The organism is Paraglaciecola algarum (assembly GCF_021532655.1).
GTDB lineage: Bacteria > Pseudomonadota > Gammaproteobacteria > Enterobacterales > Alteromonadaceae > Paraglaciecola > Paraglaciecola algarum.
Genome location: NZ_JAKGAS010000004.1, coordinates 373,202 through 392,307 on the forward strand (window position 1 = coordinate 373,202; position 19,106 = coordinate 392,307).

Here is a 19,106-nt window from a genome sequence, read left to right on the forward strand (position 1 = left end):
AATTTATTAACTAGCTAACATTTTATCAAGGAGTTCAACAAAATATTCTATAGGCTTCGCCCCCACAACTTTAACCCATTTAACTAAACTACCACTTTCATCTTGTAGACCGACGAAAAAGCTAGGGGTACTAGCTACACCCATACGCTTACCTAGTTCTAGATCGGCTGCTATTTTTTGTTCTAATAATGTATCATTAGCTAGACATTGTTTAAGTTTACCTTGATCTAAATTAGCAATAACCCCGATATCATTAAAACTACCTTTCGCTACCAAAGTACCTTCTTCAAAAAGTCCATTTTTAACTTCTGAGAATAAATTTTGTTCCGCAGCACAAATTAAATATTTTGAAGCTGTTTTGGCTTGTTTATGACTAGCAATTGGATTTTGTCGATTAACAAATAACACTTTACCTGTATCTATATATTTTTTCTTTAGATCTGGAAACACTTCTAGACCAAATTTCCTACAATAAGGACACTGTATATCGGTAAACTCCATTATCACTACTTTGGCTTGGCGTTCGCCTTCTAAAATTCCTCCAGTTATAGGTACTGCTTCACCTTGTACTAGTTCTTTAGGTTTAACTAAACCCAATTTACGCGCCATGACTATTTGATTAGCCCTTAGCTGCTCTACCATTTGACTTAGACTATTTACTTGTAACTTCAGATTATCAATGTCACTGCTTTGAGCTTGCGCCTTAACAGATGTATTGAAACAAATTAAAGTAAAAGCCAATACCAATATTTTGTAACTAAATTGCATATAAGTGTCCTGAATATTATTCAAAAAAAAAGCCCTCTGCGAGGGCTTTTTCGTAGTCTATAAAACTAGACTATTATTGTTGCCAGTCGTTGGTATCCAACACTGGTAATACGCGGTCTACACCACCTGGTATTTTCTGTACAGAAACACCATGTACGCTGTTTTTAGGCGCAGTTACTGTGAAAGTCATAGTATGACGTTTACCAGTACCCATGTAGCCTTCAGCTTTAGCTGTAGCAATTAAGTTACTTGCTAAATGTACAACAGATGCATGCTCACCAACAGAACCAATAGAAACTGCAGTTTTCTCGTTACCACTTTCATCAAAGATGTCCATAGTAATCAATGCATCTTCAGAATGTTCGTTAGTAATACGGATGAAGTTACCTGACGTTTCATATGTGTAAGGAACTTTCAATACAGCACCATTAACACCAATATCAAACACTTGTTCAGTTGCTTCACAGTGGTCAAGTAAGTTCGCAGCATCAAACTCTAAGTCATACTTTACAGCAACAGTATAGTTGAAGTTCATGATACCATCAGCAGCAGGTGTACCTACCATAGTATTTTCTAATGTTGCATACCAAGCGTTATCATTAACAGTTACACCAACATCAGTGTAGTAATCAGCTTCAGCACCATTAGCGAATACAGCATCACCGTCTAACAATATTGCTGACTCAGCAGCACCGGCAATAGTAGGCATAATACTGTTACCCGCAGCTGCGCCATTTAAATCCACAGCAGTTGTTGGAATAAGGTTAGTGTCTTGACCATTTGCAGCCCATGAGTCATACAAATTAATCATAACTGAAGCACCTGGATCAGCACTTGCGATGAACTTAAGCGAAACTTTATCAGCTGCACCAATGGTTACTGCTTGGTCAAGAGATGGAGCTCTATCAACCATACGGAATGGATAAACAACTGCATTTCCGCCATCAACAACAAAGTCACCAGAAGGGTTTTGACCGTCATCAACAAAAGCAGTACGAGGTTCACCGGCACTATCTTCAGCTTCAACTTGTTCCACTACTAGACTTGCAGAAGCAGATGTATAAGTTGTACCACCAGTAACGCTATCTAACATTACAAACTGCTGAGAAATATCAGCAATTTCTTGAGCACTTGAAACACCACCTTGAATATTAAATCCATTACCGCCATCTGTTTTTGCGCTAGTTGCACGTAAACTAATTGAACCAGTGGTAGGACAAGAAGTGTTAGCGATGTTAATTTGTGGGGAAACAATATTAGCTGAGTTAGCTGGAGATGCTTGACCATCAACTACGTTATCAGTAGTAAAAGCTAAACGAGTTCCTGCACCAATAGTTACACCAGCTTTGGTTAAGAAAGTAACTTTACTTGTACCATCAAAAGAACCATCTGAAGAAGCAACCAACTCATAGTTTGCGCCATCATCTTGAACTAAATGCAATTGGTTAGCATTACCTTTCCAAGTAACGTTATCGCCAACAAGTTCAATTTCGATTACTGTACCACTTGGAATATCTGTAGTAGGGATATAAACAAGCTGTAACTCATTTGTACCGCCATCAATGTCTTGCAAATCGACATCTAAATCACCAGTTAATTCGTAAGCGATAGATGTAGACACTGTAGGTTCTAAATCTGCAGCTGTTGCTCCAACACGATTTGCTTCAACAACACAAGTTGCAGCATTATACTTTGTAGAGTGAGCTGTTACCGGAGCATCGATAGCAACCGAATATACTTCGAAGCAAGCTTCTGAACCAGCGAATGCCGTATTGGCAGTTAGCGCAGCAGCAATTGCCGTTGGAATTAAAGCGAGTTTAATTGAACGCTTCATTCGTTTCTCCTTATTATGTGCCTAGGGCACTTTATGTTTATAAATAATGTTAATTTAAAAGTTAACACATACTATCATTAACTTCTTTGATTTTTGGCCATTCGACTTACAACCTAAGAAGTGGCATTTGTTGATTCACTAATTGCCTTTTAGCTAATCTAAATTAGCTAAGCCAAGATAATGGCACAATCACTGTCAAATTCAACTACTTATAATATATTTTTTCACTTAAGCTTAGTTTTTAACCAAAAATATATTTTTAAGTTATAACTAGAGTTAACGCATGTCTATTTTCGCAATTTTTTTAAACACGTCAACAGTATTATAAAAAAAAATTAATAAAATCAAAAATTTTATACTTGGTTATTTTTTTTAATACCTTTAAATTTAAATTATAAACTACCAATAGCTGCGACAGCTACGGCAAGTTGATACACGATTTGTGTAGCATTCGTCCATAACGTCATATTATCAACATTATCAGAATCAAATGGCACTACGATAGTGTCACCAGGTAATATTTTTGTAACATTTTGCTCAGAGTTAAACCAAAAATCATCACCTGAATTTGGAATAACCACTTCACCATTTGCCCTAATAACGTATACTCTTTCTTCATCGGCCAACGATCGATACCCCCCACTTTTTTCTATATAGGCCGTCAAATTTTGCCCCTCAGCAAACAAATGTGAAGTCGGTACATAAACTTCTCCCATCACATTCACTGACTGGCTGTGAACAGGCACGTACAATACGTCACCATCCTCCAAAATCACATTCTGTGATTTATCTCCTGAAATTAACCTTGATAAATCAATAACTAGCCGACCGACTGCTTCTTTGCTTGTAAGGTCCCTTAATAATTTTCTAGCTTCGTCATAACTCACGATACTCCCTGCCCCTGCTTTACGCCTTAAACTTTCGGACGCTATTTGCTTACGTAATTCTTCAGCTAAGGTTTGCAAGTTTTTACGTTCTTGCTCTTTTAATACTTCACGTGTAAATACCACAGAATTAGCATCACCATACTTAGTTAAGCCTCCAACCCGAGTTAACAACTCACTTAACGTTTCACCGCGCCTAATAGTGTAATCACCCGGAAACTCAACCTCTCCTTTAACACTTATAGTTAGCTCTTCTTGCCAGGAAGGCGTAGTGTATATATTAATTCTATCTTTACTTTTTATTGATAAACTATTCGTAGCATTTAAACCACTCTTTAGCTCATCGAAAGGCTTAAATTCAATATGTTGAACCTGGGCTTCACCATGAGAATTAAACTCTGTACGGGTGATTTCTGATTTTTCCGGATAGGCAGCTTCTGTGAGCCCACCTGCGGCTTTAATTAAATTTTGAATTGATGCCTGCTGGGTTAATGGATAAAACCCTGGCACTTTAACCTCCCCGGCTACTTCCACTAACTTTAATGGACTTCCATACTTAGCTTGATCTCTCAGCATAGCAATCACTGGCGCTAACATTCTTTTTCGAGAAAAATAGGCATTGTCTTTAAACTCTTCTATTTTTTCCTTTTCAGCTTTAGTCAACTCAATTATGGGTTGATTAGGCATTTGAGCCAATTCACTATTGAATTCGTAAGTCTGCAATTGTGGTTCATTTACTAGACCAACTGAGCGCCAAAAAAGTTTCTCTTCTATTCTTTTTTGCCATATGTTTTTTTCATTTTCTTTCAATTTTTCAGCTGTGTATGCGAACTGACCGACTTGTTCATCGGCAAACTCTACACTTTCAATTATTGAAAAAACCAATACTTTATCTAGCGGTTTGAGGGCAACATCCCCTTGGGCTGCAGGCATAGTTAGATCAGCCTGTAAGACATCTATTTCACGTGACAAAGTGTTTTCACGTAAGATTAATATATAATTTAGATCTGCCGTTTCTGACAATTCCCTTTTTACATCTCCCAGCAAAGAAAACACTGATAAAGAGTTACTCCATTGATAATTCCCAGGCCTTGCCACATCACCAATTAAAGTAATAGAATCAGATACATACTCGGAAACCTCTGGAACAGTTATTTTATCTCCGTCACTAACTTTAATATTTTGTTTAAGGTTATCTACTGTCAACTGTACTTTTTGACCATTTGTTACTCTTTCAATACCTATTGATTTTTCATAACCATTAGATAAGACTCCACCTGCCAATAAAATAGCTTCACTTAAAGATTCATTGCCTTTTAGTTCATAAATAGCAGGGCGTCTCACTTGACCATCGATGCTGACAGTAATCTGTACCGGAGGAATAAATATGGCATCGCCTGATTGTAAAAGTACATCATCAGATGTATTACCTTGTAACAGCAAATCATACAGGTCTAAAGTTTGCACAAGCTTACCCGCACGTTTCAATTGAATGTTGCGTAAAGAGGCAATATCAGTCACCCCACCACTCACAAATAATGCATGGGTAATAGTTGATAAAGAACTAACGTTATAGGCACCTGGTTTGTATGCTTCTCCAGTTACAAACACTCTAATGGTACGCAGTTCACCCATTGAAACACTAACTTTCACACCAATAATTTGTTGACCAATCTGTTCTACTAAAAATGTTTTAGCCTCAGTAAAACTTTTAGTAGCAATATTGAAAGGCCCTAATTTAGGTATGACAACATTGCCATCTCGGCCAACAATTAATTGATATTCTTCATTCTGTTTACCATATAAATGCACAACAATTTGGTCGCCAGGACCTAAAATATAATTGGCAGGTACAGGAACATTTGAGGTAGGTGTAAAGGTGCTAGGTGAATTAGCAAAGAGTTCCAATCCGTATAACTTCAACTCATTTTCATCTTCACTTTTGAAATTGTTTTTAAATATATCTTCATTTGAATTGACAGGATTTCCAAATTCATCAAATTGAGTGCCCCGAGGGTACGTAATCATAGGTTTATTATTATCTGACAATCCAGTAGCATTATTTGATTGCCGTGCAATACCAGTGAGGTCAATACCTAATTGATTAGCAAGCTGTTGCTGTTTAGCTCTGGGTAAATTTTTAAACTGTTGAATTTGTTGCGTTGTTTGAGCATATACACTGAAGCTAAGAATCCAACTTAGGGTAAAAATAAAAGGAATAAGTTTTAAAACAAATCGAGACATGTAGTTTCCATAAAATTCAAAGTTTTAGCGTTAAAAAAAGATTGCTAAAAAACCGCGTTAGAATAGCGTATTTGCTCTTGGAGTGAAATGCCTAAGACGACTTATTCGTAACAAGATCTTTTATTGATTTTTCACTTTATCATATCAAGATGCAACACCCTCTTCTTGAGTTGTTGCAGCGACTCTAGTATAAACAAAACGTTTATATAAAAGACCTAGTAGTAATAACCACTTTTTGCTTTTCAGGGAGGCTATGGTGTTACTGGTTTTTGTTAAATTCAAATTAATAAAATTTCTAAAACTATAAAAAATATAAAGGCTGTTTACATGACAACAGAAACAACAATTAATGATGTCGAGCGTCAATTTTTTGGGCATCCAAAAGGATTAAAAACACTCTTTCTAACTGAGATGTGGGAAAGAATGAGTTACTACGGTATGCGCGCTATGTTAGTGCTATTTATGACCGCTTCTATTCAGGAAGGCGGCTTGGGCATAACCGTTGCTACAGCGGGCGCCATTTATGGCTTGTATACAGGCTCGGTATATTTATTAGGTTTACCTGGTGGCTGGATGGCAGACAGGCTAATAGGTGGTCAAAAAGCTATTTGGTATGGCGGCATTATTATTATGTGTGGCCATATAGTATTAGCCATTCCAAACGAAAATACTTTTTATATTGGTCTTATCTTAGTGGTACTTGGTACCGGTTTGTTAAAACCCAATATAGGAGCGTTGGTCGGTCAACTTTATTCTAAAGTAGACACACGTCGCGACAGTGGATACACCTTATATTACCTCGGTATCAATCTAGGCTCACTCATTGGTTATATGGTGTGTGGTTATTTAAGAATTAATGTTGGATGGCATTGGGCCTTTGGCGCCGCTGCAGTGGGAATGGGCTTAGGGTTAATTCAGTTCTATTTAACCACTCCAGAATTAAAAGGAGTGGGTGCAGAACCTACCGTTAAAATGTCTGAAAAGGCGCAAAAGCTAAGTTGGACTGTAATAGGGGCTTTCATGCTCAGCCTAACTTTTATTACAGTGCTCTTGATGAATGGAACAATGACATTTAACGCAGCGGTAGTTGCCGACTCATTTGCAATTATTGCTACCAGTTTATTTTTTATCTGTTTTTTTGCCATCTTTTTCTTTGGCAATACTTCCGCAGATGAAAAACGCCAATTAATCTCACTATTATTGGTATGTATCGCTTCAATCTTTTTCTGGATGGGATTCGAACAAGCAGGTTCTTCTTTGAACCTATTTGGTCAAGATTATACTCAACGCATGATAGGAACATTTGAAATCCCGCCAGAGTGGCTTCAATCTGCTAACTCATTTTTTATCATAACATTGTCGCCGTTTATCGCTGCGCTATGGATTAACTTAGCTAAAAAAATGATTACGCCTTCTTATGGGATTAAGTGTGCACTCGGTTTAATCATTATGGCATTGGGCTTTTTGGTTATGTTCTTCGCTGCACAAATCGCAGCCTCGGGTTTAAAAGTGGCACCATATTGGTTAATCGCTACTTACTTTTTGCATACTGTAGGTGAATTATGTTTAAGCCCTGTAGCACTAAGCGCGGTAAGTAAATTATCGCCTAAACGATTTGCTGGCCAAATGATGGGAATATTTGTTTTAACTTACTCCATAGGTAACGTGGTAGCAGGTCGATTAGCAGGTAATTTCGATCCGAATAACGTATCAGAAATGCCAGGACTATATTTACAAATAGGTCTATTTACCATCGCTGTGGGCGTGGTGATAGCAGTGTTAACACTTAAAACCAGAAAGTGGGAAAAGTTAGCTGAGTCATAATTCCTAGATGAAAAGCTAAGATTTACCAAATACGAATCGATTGAGACGTGCTAAAATATTCGCCCAGTTAAACGTTAGTTTTACTGGGCGATTTTGTTACTACTTAATTTCTTAGTACTTAAAAAAATTCTTGAAGCAGGCAAACCCTGGATATGAAGTTTTATTTTTCTACCAAACACATTCCACAATTAACGCATTTATCCTTAACGGATAGATTAGCGGCGATCCAAACTGCCCAACGTAAACTAACAGGGCCCGAAAAATTACTACTAAACGTTTTAAAACTAATGGTTGTCATCCCGATTTTTGTATTTATTATTCAAGTATCCACAAATTGGCTGGCAATAGTTTGGGCTTTGTTAACAACTTTACTTTTTCCGCTGATCATCAAACCAGTTCATCTTGGTTTATGCGTAAAATACATTTCTCATATACACACGCAAGGAGACTAATGCATGCAAACAATTTTAGTAACAGGTGGTGCAGGTTACATAGGTAGTCATACCGTTTTACAATTATTAGAATCTGGAAATCAAGTGATTGTGCTTGATAACTTATGTAACTCATCTCAAGAGTCTCTAAATAGAGTTGAAGAGCTCACCGGCAAAAAAACCATTTTTGTACAAGGTGATATTAGAGACCACACCATCTTAGAACTATTGTTTTCTAAGCATAAAATAAACTCAGTCATCCACTTTGCAGGTTTAAAAGCAGTAGGTGAATCTGTTGAAAAGCCATTAAATTATTACAACAACAATGTGTATGGCACCTTAACTTTATGCGAAGCCATGAAGAAATTTGGCGTAAAGAACCTAGTATTTAGTTCATCAGCTACAGTTTACGGTGATCCAGTTGAACTACCGCTACGCGAGGATATGCCAACCGGCCAACCCACTAACCCATACGGTATGTCTAAGTTAATGGTTGAGTTGGTGTTACGTGATTTATATAAATCAGACAACGACTGGAATATTGCTTTATTACGTTATTTCAATCCTGCCGGTGCACACCCATCAGGACGTATAGGCGAAGATCCAAACGGAATTCCAAATAACTTAATGCCATTTATCACCCAAGTGGCCACAGGTAAGCGCGAACAACTTTCCATTTATGGAAATGATTACGATACGCCAGATGGCACAGGTGTACGTGATTATATCCACGTAGAGGACTTAGCTGCAGGCCATTTAAAAGCCCTTGAAAAACTTAAAACAGGCGTTGGCATAGTGACTTACAACCTAGGTACAGGTGTAGGTTACAGCGTATTAGACATGGTAAAAGAGTTTGAAAAACAAAGTGGTAAAGCCATACCTTACCAATTTGTTGAACGCAGAAGTGGCGACGTAGCTTCATGTTACGCTGATCCAAAAACAGCTAGTGATGCACTTGGTTGGAAAGCAACCCGTGGTCTACCAGAAATGTGTAGAGACTCATGGAATTGGCAAGCATCTAACCCAGAAGGTTATTAATCCCCAGCAACCTTTCTAAAAACTAAAAAGCCCTGAATTATCAGGGCTTTTGTTTATTACAAAGTTAATTTTTCATGTCAAGCTGACCATTTTGATCAATGGCTAAATAATTACAATCCACATCAATCAACCAAGCCTTTGCTAAGTCACCTTTTAGCATAGCGACTGTTGCAATGGTTCCTGCAATAACACATTTAGGTGCCCAAACACTCACCCCTGCCAAACCTTTCACGGGCATACCCGTTTTGGGATTAAGTATATGACTATGACGTTCACCATCTAACATAATAAAGCGTTCATAATCACCGCTACTTGCTAAGCCACCACTCATTAATGGTATTGTCGCAATGGCTTTTGTGGTAGCAGCGGGGTTAGATATTGCGATATTCCAAGGTGAGTGATCTGGGTGTGGACCAACTACAGCAATATCACCAGCCATATCCACTAGGCCAAATTCACAACCTGACAGGCGGAGAGTGCTTGCTAATAAATCAGCCGCATATTCTTTTACAATCCCGCCTAAATCCAATTCCATGCCCTCGTGGGGCAAACTGAAACTATCTTGCTGTAATTTAATTTTATGCCAGCCTACTAAGGCTACAACTGCTTCTAGCTTGTCTATTGGAGGAAGCTTATTACTTTTAAAGTCCCAAACTTGACGTAATACGCCCGAGGTAACATCAAATAACCCATCACTTATTTTGTAAGCTGAATCGGCGTAATTAAACAATTGCCAACACTCATCATCTAATGGAAATGTGGCATCAGATCCCGCAGCTGAATTAACCTTTGATAATAAGCTCTCGGGCTTAAAGCGGGAATATGTATCTTCTAAACGGTTAACCAGCTCCAAGCTCTTAGCTATCAAGTCTTCAAATTGAAGCTTAGATTCACAATACAAACTTAAAGCACAAGGGCTACCCATGGCCTTAAATTCATATTGGTACAATGATAAGTTAGAAATGGAGATCAAATCCCAAGGAAACCAACTTAAAATCTAATAAGGCTGGATTTTCTATACTTTCACTTGCAAACCCTGTGCTACCTCCACTGCTATACTTGTCTGCACTTAAGGTAATTGACCAATTGTCAAAGGCTTTAATGACTTTTAGCCCATAGGTTGTCGCACCATATTCAGATAGTCGATAATCAGTGGAATAGAAACCATCAGCACGTACATCAGAGTAGAACACATCATAAAAAAAACTTTCAGATTGAGAATACAGCCTAACTGAGGGTACTAACTGAAAGTTCATCGGCAGGTTTTGATACCAAGCAAAAGACAAAGTATGAGATTTAATCTTCCAAGAGTCATGGTAATAACGATAGTCAAAATGCAAAGCGGAATCCGATGCATCAACAAAATATCGCAATCTAGACGATAACGTTTTAGCGTAGCGACGACTTGGTCGAGAATCACCTATTAATGCTAAATTGGCTATCACCATTTTATAAGGGTCTGATAAAAATCCCGTTTTTTTGCTATACCCCGCGCCTACTTGTAGTAGCGTATTTTTATTCAAGATATGACTGTAAGAAATCAAAGCCGAGGTCGATCTTTTTGACTGTTCTGTATTAGGCCTAGTGGTGTAAATATCGGCGTCAACAGGGTTTATATCGTCATTAGATACATCAGCTGAAAATGACCAAGTAGATAACTTGTCAACACTTTCTCTTACATATCCAACACCAAAACTCTCAGATTTATAATCATCTTCATCAGACACAGCCGCAGTTAACGCAAAACTACTTACTCCCAACACATAACGCACTTTAGCCGATGCATCCGTACGTTTGTCTTCTATAGAAGCACCACTCATGATTTGAACAGGCTTTTCGTCAGCTCCCATTATGGTGTACCAAGGAGAAGCACCAGACATTTTTTCATGTTGATAAGTTAAGGCAATATCGAACTTTTCTGATAAAGGGGAAATGATAGAAAACTGATTAACATTGATATCATATCTGTCGGTTGATCCACCTAATGATTCAGGTAACCCTTCTTCTTCGTAACTATGATGACGCAAGCCAAACTGAAACTCTTCTGCTACTTCAATAGCAGCTGTTTGAGTAGCCACTAGGTTAGTCGCCGCGACACCCAACATGGCTAATACGTTATTTTTACTACTCATTACCAAACATCCATTGTGTATTTTTTATCTACTAAATAACTATTAATTACAACCACAACCACCGCCAGCAGTGCTAGTTCCGCCACTTGAGGCTTCTTTACTAAAATACACATGACGCTTAAAAGCCGCTCCCATTTGGTCGGGCTCTAATTGCATTTCGTTTTTCGTAAAACGGCCTCGTTCCCAGGGCTCTACTGTGCTAACACAACCTGATAAAAAACCTAAACACACAACTAATAATATTTTTTTCATCTATTTCCAACCAATAAATGTTCAATTTGTAATATCACTTTTTTCTTATTGTTTTGATTAAAACCCGAATGTTTAGCCATTAACTTTCCATTTTGATTAACAATAAACGCCATAGGCAAACCAGTAAGTTTAAATGCTTTAGCTAAATCACTGTTACCTTGCAAAATAGTAAAATCAGCTGGATATTTTTTTAAAAACTTCTCAGCATCTTGCTTTTCTTCATCCATATTAATCGCCAACACCTGAAACCCTTGTTTTCCGTATTTAGCTTGCAAATCGTTCATAAAAGGGAATGACTTTTTGCAAGGTATACACCAAGATGCCCAAAAATCAATATAAAGTACCTTGCCTTTATAATCAGCTATTGCAACTGGGGTATTATTCCAATCTAACAAGGTGAGATTTGGTACTATTTCACCGTTATCTAACGCGTTTACTTGTTGCGTGGTTAAACAAAACAACACAGCCATCAATAACCTTATGTTTTTCATTTCGTTAACTCTTTTTCAGAAACTTGCTGATTTAATTTTTTAGATTGTTCGTATCGAGCTCTTTGTTCTCTTTGCCGTTCCATTCTCGCATATTGCTGTTCTAAGGCTTTTTTTCGTTCTAATTCTCTTTGTCGTTTTAAACGATCATGACTATTCATTGATGGCGCACGCTCGGTGGATTGTTCTCGCCATTGCCATGGCGCAATCATAAGCCCATGTTCTAACGACCATAAACCAGTGCCATTATTTGCTGCTTGTTTTTGTGCTTCTGTATAACTTAGTGAATCGATTGAGTCGGCAATATTAAGTTGCGCCCATGCGTAACCTTGCTTAACCATTAAGTAATTAATCGATTGCCCATCAACAAACAATTCCAATTCTTGATTAACATTGAACACAATGTCGACTTGTTGATCTGCAAACAACTGCTTTAAATACGCTCTTGCTTCTCGCCCGTAAGGTTGCTCACGCTCTGGTGCATCTATGTACGCCAAATCATATCGCACATCAGGAAACTCAGTTAAAACAAGGGTATCTCCATCAACTACATGTTTAATTTTATAAGCGGGGGCTTTTGTGCAAGCAACCAAAAAAATACTCAATAAGAGCAATACTATATATCTGAAAATCAAATTTAAATCCTAACACTATTTCTTGGATCACCAGACTGAGGCGTAGATTTAGTAGAGCTGAAAAAATCAAAACTTTCTTCATTGTTAAAAACAAAAGGAGAAACAATGGCATGGTCAGATATGCCCATATAATCTCGTAAAGACTGCATTACATGTTTAGGGTAAATAATGCTGCCACCATTAGCTTGTGGCTGCAAAGTCACTGGGTCGATAGGAATAACATTTTGTCCCTCATCGGTCGCTCCTACAACACGATTTCCCCATGGAGCATTACGCTCCATCACGATTGCGCTACCCACAGGCCAATGGTCTTTGCCGGCTGTTGAATTGTAATAAGGGGTGCGACTAAAATCAGAATTAACCACTAACACCATTCTATCTGCTAAGCCCACTTCTTCTGCATACTCCCAGAAAAAGTCGATTGCATCTGTAGCATGGGCTAACAATTCTCCTTGCAATACATCATGATTTTGGTGGGTATCAAATCCCCCTAAATGAAGATCTGCTGAAATAGTCACCCCTGATTTCATGCTGATCATTGCCAACTGCATTTGACGTTTAAGGCTACTCCAATATTCAGTACCGCTTTCATCCTCATGTAAATCACCAGCAGCATCTAATGCAGTTGAAAAATCAGTTAAAATTGAGGCACTATCTAATGCTGATTTATAGTTACTTACAGCTCTTCGCTCTCTTACTGATAGATTGGTTGAATTTATTTTTTCTATCATGCTTTTATCACGATACTGATTTATTAGCGCCCAATCCTCATCAGGGATCCATTTATTATTAGGGTTCCATCTGGATGAAGTAGGTTTTACTATGTTTTTTATTTCACCAGCATGTTCTAACCGAGTGTTACGAATGACACCAGCAGTCTCTGTATAACCACCGTTATTGATGTAAGCAATAGGTAGATTCGCTCCATGAATAGCCGCATACAAGCTAGTTAAAGAAGGAAACCCTGCAGAAATTCGACCACTAAAATTGTGTGTAACACCGGCGTTATGAGAGTTAGTTTGAGCATCAATGCCATTAATCACCAGCATATCCTGATGATACTTATCAAAAAATGCCGCATTATTAGCAAATTGAGCGTATTGAATATTACCCGCGGTTTGTGTTTCGCCATCTCGCGCCCAATGGTTTATTTGATCTTCACCGGGCACGTTCATTTTAGGATCACAAATACTGCTCACATCCCAAGCACCCAGTAATTGAAGTGTGACTAAATATTTTCCTGCAAAATCGACCGGTGCGGCATGCAAATTTAAACTGGCTGGCATAACGCTAGCGAGAGAAGTAAGGCCTGTCATTTTGATAAAATTACGTCTATTCATTTTATTTATTCCTTACTCGTACAGATATTTATAGTCGGTCATTAGGTAGGCAATAACAGTACGCCAAGCACTCATTGCGTAATGAGGGTCATTCCCAAGCACCCAACCATCTTCTTCATCGGTTGAATAAAGGTGGTAATCAAAATCACATTCACTATCCTCTTCTTGGATATGATTCCAATCGCTACGCTCTTTTTTAGCTTTCCAAGAAGCCACATAAAGCTCAAAAATATTCTCAACTTCAGGGTCTGAAGTTAACAAAAATTGCCCCCAAGTTTTTTCAAGTAACTCAACGATAGTTTGTTTGATTTTTTCTTTATTAATACTGCCCTGAGTATTAAAGTCTTCAACAATAATTGACACCTGCATTTGAGTGTTAGCTAACACACCATCTAGCTCAGTCCTATGTTCACCATTAGTTGAATCATGAAACCCTCCGTATGCGAATACCTTAATAACATAGTCACTATCGTTATCAATTTGGATTGGAATAGATACTGGCCCACAACTCGAATATATATTTAAATCACTGCCCGTTTCAGGCTCACTTCTATCTCCAGAACAAGGTGCATCAGGCACCAACTCTAAGATGCCATCCCCGTCATATTCAGCTAATACTCCACCATTGGAGTACTCAACCACAACTTTATCGATAACTAGATTCACATCGACTTTTAGGTCATCAAAATCAGCCCAATCATTTAGATAGGTTAGATTGACAAAGTGTTTCCCCTTACTTAGAGGCACATTATATACATAAGATTGACTGTTTTTGGGGCCGTTATTTTCAAGTGTAATAACCTCACTATGAACAACGTCAGGAGTGTCTAGTTTTGATATATTGGCAAATAACATTCGCTCTGCTGCTGGTTTGGCAAAATCATTTAATACTACACCACAGGCCATTTCAGCCCCATGAGCTAACGCCACTTGTGACATAATTGAGGTCATTTCTTCAGCGCGTTTTATCACCCCATCTGAATCTATGCCACCATAGGTTAAACGGTAATCATCAGCTAAATTTGAACGTCTTTGATAATTATTCCATTCAGGATAATGTTCTCCCCATGCTTTTCCCGTTATGGCCTTAGTTTTTTTATCTAACATCTCAGGACTTAATAACCTTCCTTCACCACTGTTATTTTTTGCATGGGTTTCAGCCGCGGCAGCTGTCATACTGGAACCCCTAAACCAATCACTGGCTAGCATATCCACTAAAGTATTTTTTAAGTTCATGTCTTCACGAAGGTTGTCAGCCAACTCATTAATAAACCCACTTTGCTGGCTATACATCAAAGACTTTGACGCAAAATCATGATCCCCAGCATTTTCTGGGGCATAAATAGGCGCACTCCCCATTACTGCTGGCCACCAAAACTTCACAGCCGAGACTGCAAATCTGTCATCAGCCACAATCTTCTGGGCTAACCATTGAATAGAATTGCTATTATCAGGGGCTTCTTCCCCATAAAAACCAGGCGTACGCATATCCCGATACCAAGTATCTCCTTCTTGATATAAGGAGTTACCATCTTCAGGCCATTTATAAGTGTCTGGTAATGAATCTTTGCCTTGCCAACTGCCTCTATAAAAACCTTCGTCACCGTAGTTTTGAAATGCCCCGGCTATAGGATCCATCGGAATATGGCACACGGTACAATTGGGGTTTTTCATGGTGGGGTTATCTTTATCTGCGAGCGCTACTGGGTCATTGGTGCGAGCTGCTGATTTTTCGATATCAAAATCTAAAAAGAAGTATTGCGTCCAACGAGAGCGAGCGCGATTACGGTTAGTGGCAGTAGAAGGATAACGCTCTAAAAATGCAGGGTCGTTTAATACGCCTGCATGGGGCCAAGTGATATTAGTGCCCTCTTGAGAAACATCATGCCCAAACCCTTCTTTATATTCAGATTCAAATGTATCAAACAACATATAACCATGGATTTTTCCGGGTTGCATATCACTATTATCATTTAAGTCTGTAAAGGTGGCGTCACCTCTATATACCCTATTTAGCCCAGGGTTCATCATAGTGTAATCAGCTGTGAGGATTTCTGAGTAAGGTTTGTCGTTTTCGACCACATAGGCTATCAGTTCTTCTGCTGCATAGGCAAAAGCATTAACAGCTGGACGGGCTATTTCAGGATGAAAATCATCTCCTCTACCCTCAAAATAATAATCATATTTTAGCTTAGCGCCCTCAATAATATGCCCATTATTAAAATCTAAAAAATCCCCGCCAGTTTGTAAAAACTTCCGTGTAAGCAATTTATCACTTGCTCCATCAGTCAAGAAATCATGAAACCCCTCACCTTGCATTAAACCTTTTAATGCCACTTTCAATGATGCGTCTTGATTATCTGCTACTGCGGCATATTCTTCTTCTGTTGGCAGACGACCTGCCACTATGATGGCCGCCTTTCTTAAGGTTTGTTTGTTATCTAAAAAGCCCACCCCTTTCCAAAACGCCTTAGCCTCTGTTACCACTTCTTCACCTGTAATGGCCGACAAATACTCTCCTAATGCTGTATATTCTTTACTACCAAAGGTCAACTGTGTGCTACCACCATGAGATAGCAAACCCTGGACTTTAGATAATACATAATTGCTATCCACACCAGTTTGATTTAAAAAATCACCCAAGACAGCACGATTCACCATTTGGTAATTACTGACATTACTCGACTCAAAATGTAAACGCGTTCCCGCTGCTGCGCCTGTTGCAGTGTGACAAGCAATGCACTTACTTTGTACCACTGGCTCTGATACGCTAACATTATATAGTGTCACCGTATCCACAGGTGTGGTTAACTTACTTAGTTTTGCTCTAAATGCACCTAATACTGGAATATCTGTCGATTCTTTCCCGAAGGCCGTAATGATTGTGTTGCCCGTCTTTGAGCTCTTATAATAAAAATTACCATTATTAGGACGTCTTATCGCTATGTCTGCTTTACCATCTCCATTGTAATCTGCTGGAACCGGGATATCGCTGCTTTGATTACCGAAACTCGTATCATGCCTTTTACCCGTACTTGAATGGTAAATGTACCATGTCCCGTTTGTCGGGCGCCAAATCGCTATATCTGTTTTACCGTCTCCATCATAATCAGCTGGTGTCGGAATATCCGTGCTTTTTGTCCCTAACGAATATTCATGCGTCTTTTGATCACTGCTCCAACGTATGTACCATTTACCTAATCGCCATACACCAAAATCTACTCTGCCATCATTATCATAATCACCTAGTACCGGCACATCTGTATTTTCCCGACCATATGAAAGTGATAATTCAGCATAACCTTCACTAGATAGTAGATAATGCCAACTACCTGTTGATGAGCGCCTCACAATAGGATCTGCCTTCCCATCTCCGTCAACGTCTCCTATAAATGGATAATCTCCTACCTCTCCAAGAGTAAAGCTTCCCATGTCACCTGAAGCGTAACGTATATCCCATAGACCTGATTCAGGTTGCCAGACAATAGTATCGTTTCCCCCATCTCCATCTAAATCCCCCAACAGTGGTATGCCCGTTCTTTGAAAGCCTAAAACTTCATTAAAAATCAAGTCTTCACTGGCACTAGATTTAGCATAAAAGGTTTGTGTAGCTGGTCGCCAAATTAAATACTCAGCCCTATCATCTCCATCCAAATCTCCCTTTATCGCTGGTTTGAGGGTTTGAACTAATGTTTGTTTTGCTCTAAATGCACCTAGTACTGGAATATCTGTCGATTCTTTCCCGAAGGCCGTAATGATTGTGTTGCCCGTCTTTGAGCTCTTATAATAAAAATTACCATTATTAGGACGTCTTATCGCTATGTCTGCTTTACCATCTCCATTGTAATCTGCTGGAACCGGGATATCGCTGCTTTGATTACCGAAACTCGTATCATGCCTTTTACCCGTACTTGAATGGTAAATGTACCATGTCCCGTTTGTCGGGCGCCAAATCGCTATATCTGTTTTACCGTCTCCATCATAATCAGCTGGTGTCGGAATATCCGTGCTTTTTGTCCCTAACGAATATTCATGCGTCTTTTGATCACTGCTCCAACGTATGTACCATTTACCTAATCGCCATACACCAAAATCTACTCTGCCATCATTATCATAATCACCTAGTACCGGCACATCTGTATTTTCCCGACCATATGAAAGTGATAATTCAGCATAACCTTCACTAGATAGTAGATAATGCCAACTACCTGTTGATGAGCGCCTCACAATAGGATCTGCCTTCCCATCTCCGTCAACGTCTCCTATAAATGGATAATCTCCTACCTCTCCAAGAATAAAACTAGTAGTCTGACCGTTGTCCAATATTACTTCCCATTGCCCATTAGCGGGACTCCATACCACAATATCTTCTTTACCATTGCCATCCACATCTCCTGACAAGGGCACTGAATAGCTATTTTGTCCCAACATCTGAGCATGAATGAGTGACTCACTAGAAGAAGACTTAGTGTAAAACGTTTGGCTCTCTGGACGATAAATTAAATAATCGGCTCGGCTGTCATAGTCGACATCACCACGAACCGAAGGTGTAATGGGCTCTGGCTCTGGCTCTGGCTCTGGCTCTGGCTCTGGTACAGTTTGACTCATCACCGTAATATTTTGTTCAATACATGCTGCTTTAGAATCATCATTTGAATTTTGAAAATCACGGTTCACCGTCTCAGCACACGCATACAAAGTCACCGAACCTTCTGTGCTCGGTGCTTGCCAACTGAAATTCCAGGTTTTTTCTTCGTTCGAAAGGGTGCTTAAACTGCCTAGCGTATGAGCCAATTCGCCCGAGACCTTATGCAAGCCACTGCCTGCACTCAAGCTGCCATTAGATACCGCAATATTAATGCCCGCCATCGGCGTAAAAACAGAAGAAGGAGAAGAAAATTGAAGAAACAAAGCCATGTCAATACTCTGACCTGGCTCAACCGTTAATGCACCGTCATAGGTTAAACTTGATTGAAAATCACTGCCCGAATGGCAACCCGTATTACACGTTACCCCCTGCTTACCTGAACGGCCCGTAATACCACTGGAGCTAGCTAAGGCATATGTAGACAACATATAGAAAATAACGATCAAACACAGTTTATTCATCCATTAACCCCATGAATTATAGTTTATTAGGCCTACCCGTTTTAAAATAGCTCAAACTATAGGCAAAAAAATAAATAGTACATGCATACATTGATTAAATCTAAATTAATTGCAGATAAACTAAATC

The 19,106-nt window shown here is 38.9% G+C and carries 13 protein-coding genes; 3 read left to right on the forward strand and 10 right to left on the reverse strand.

Translation table 11 applies throughout. The features are described 5' to 3' along the window. Positions 1–6 precede the first annotated feature (6 nt). The 3 genes from L0668_RS10030 to L0668_RS10040 all read right to left on the reverse strand — a co-directional run bounded on the left by L0668_RS10030 (position 7) and on the right by L0668_RS10040 (position 5,730). Entirely contained in the window at positions 7–768 is a 762-nt protein-coding gene (locus L0668_RS10030; protein ID WP_235312233.1) for a DsbA family protein, read from the reverse strand. Between the two features lie 73 nt (positions 769–841). Continuing rightward, the gene (locus tag L0668_RS10035; protein WP_235312234.1) at positions 842–2,602 is read right to left on the reverse strand and encodes a hypothetical protein; all 1,761 of its coding nucleotides are present in this window, start codon (positions 2,600–2,602) and stop codon (positions 842–844) included. A gap of 392 nt (positions 2,603–2,994) precedes the next feature. Then, on the reverse strand, positions 2,995–5,730 hold the full coding sequence (locus L0668_RS10040) for an SLBB domain-containing protein (protein ID WP_235312235.1): 2,736 nt from the start codon (positions 5,728–5,730) through the stop codon (positions 2,995–2,997). 327 nt (positions 5,731–6,057) lie between these two features. On the opposite strand from L0668_RS10040, the gene L0668_RS10045 reads away from it, so the two are divergent. From L0668_RS10045 to galE, 3 genes are all read left to right on the forward strand, one after another. Further along, on the forward strand, positions 6,058–7,554 hold the full coding sequence (locus L0668_RS10045; RefSeq protein WP_235312236.1) for a peptide MFS transporter: 1,497 nt from the start codon (positions 6,058–6,060) through the stop codon (positions 7,552–7,554). Between the two features lie 152 nt (positions 7,555–7,706). Continuing rightward, positions 7,707–8,006 (forward strand): DUF6170 family protein, encoded by a 300-nt coding sequence (locus L0668_RS10050; protein WP_235312237.1) that lies wholly within the window; start codon positions 7,707–7,709, stop codon positions 8,004–8,006. A gap of 3 nt (positions 8,007–8,009) precedes the next feature. Next, positions 8,010–9,023 carry a UDP-glucose 4-epimerase GalE gene (gene galE, locus L0668_RS10055; protein ID WP_235312239.1) on the forward strand — a complete coding sequence of 338 codons (1,014 nt, stop codon included), beginning with the start codon at positions 8,010–8,012 and terminating at the stop codon, positions 9,021–9,023. Positions 9,024–9,087: 64 nt separating this feature from the next. Here galE and L0668_RS10060 read toward each other — a convergent pair whose 3' ends face one another. Genes L0668_RS10060 through L0668_RS10090 form a run of 7 tightly spaced genes read right to left on the reverse strand, consistent with a single transcriptional unit; the run spans position 9,088 to position 18,979 of the window. Beyond that, positions 9,088–9,948: an FAD:protein FMN transferase gene (locus L0668_RS10060; RefSeq protein WP_235312241.1), complete on the reverse strand. Its 861-nt coding sequence runs from the start codon at positions 9,946–9,948 to the stop codon at positions 9,088–9,090. A 31-nt stretch (positions 9,949–9,979) separates the two neighbouring features. After that, entirely contained in the window at positions 9,980–11,155 is a 1,176-nt protein-coding gene (locus L0668_RS10065) for a DUF3570 domain-containing protein (protein ID WP_235312243.1), read from the reverse strand. Positions 11,156–11,197: 42 nt separating this feature from the next. Next, positions 11,198–11,407, reverse strand: coding sequence for a DUF4266 domain-containing protein (locus tag L0668_RS10070; RefSeq protein WP_235312245.1), 210 nt, complete (start codon positions 11,405–11,407; stop codon positions 11,198–11,200). Beyond that, a complete protein-coding gene (locus tag L0668_RS10075) occupies positions 11,404–11,898 on the reverse strand; it encodes a TlpA family protein disulfide reductase (RefSeq protein ID WP_235312247.1) in 495 nt (164 codons plus the stop codon). Before L0668_RS10075 ends, L0668_RS10070 begins: the two co-directional genes overlap by 4 nt. After that, on the reverse strand, positions 11,895–12,530 hold the full coding sequence (locus L0668_RS10080) for a thermonuclease family protein (protein WP_235312248.1): 636 nt from the start codon (positions 12,528–12,530) through the stop codon (positions 11,895–11,897). Before L0668_RS10080 ends, L0668_RS10075 begins: the two co-directional genes overlap by 4 nt. Before the next feature lie 2 nt (positions 12,531–12,532). Then, a complete protein-coding gene (locus L0668_RS10085; RefSeq protein WP_235312250.1) occupies positions 12,533–13,870 on the reverse strand; it encodes a DUF1501 domain-containing protein in 1,338 nt (445 codons plus the stop codon). 12 nt (positions 13,871–13,882) lie between these two features. Next, positions 13,883–18,979, reverse strand: a complete 5,097-nt coding sequence (locus L0668_RS10090; RefSeq protein ID WP_235312252.1) for a choice-of-anchor V domain-containing protein — start codon at positions 18,977–18,979, stop codon at positions 13,883–13,885. Positions 18,980–19,106: the final 127 nt, after the last annotated feature.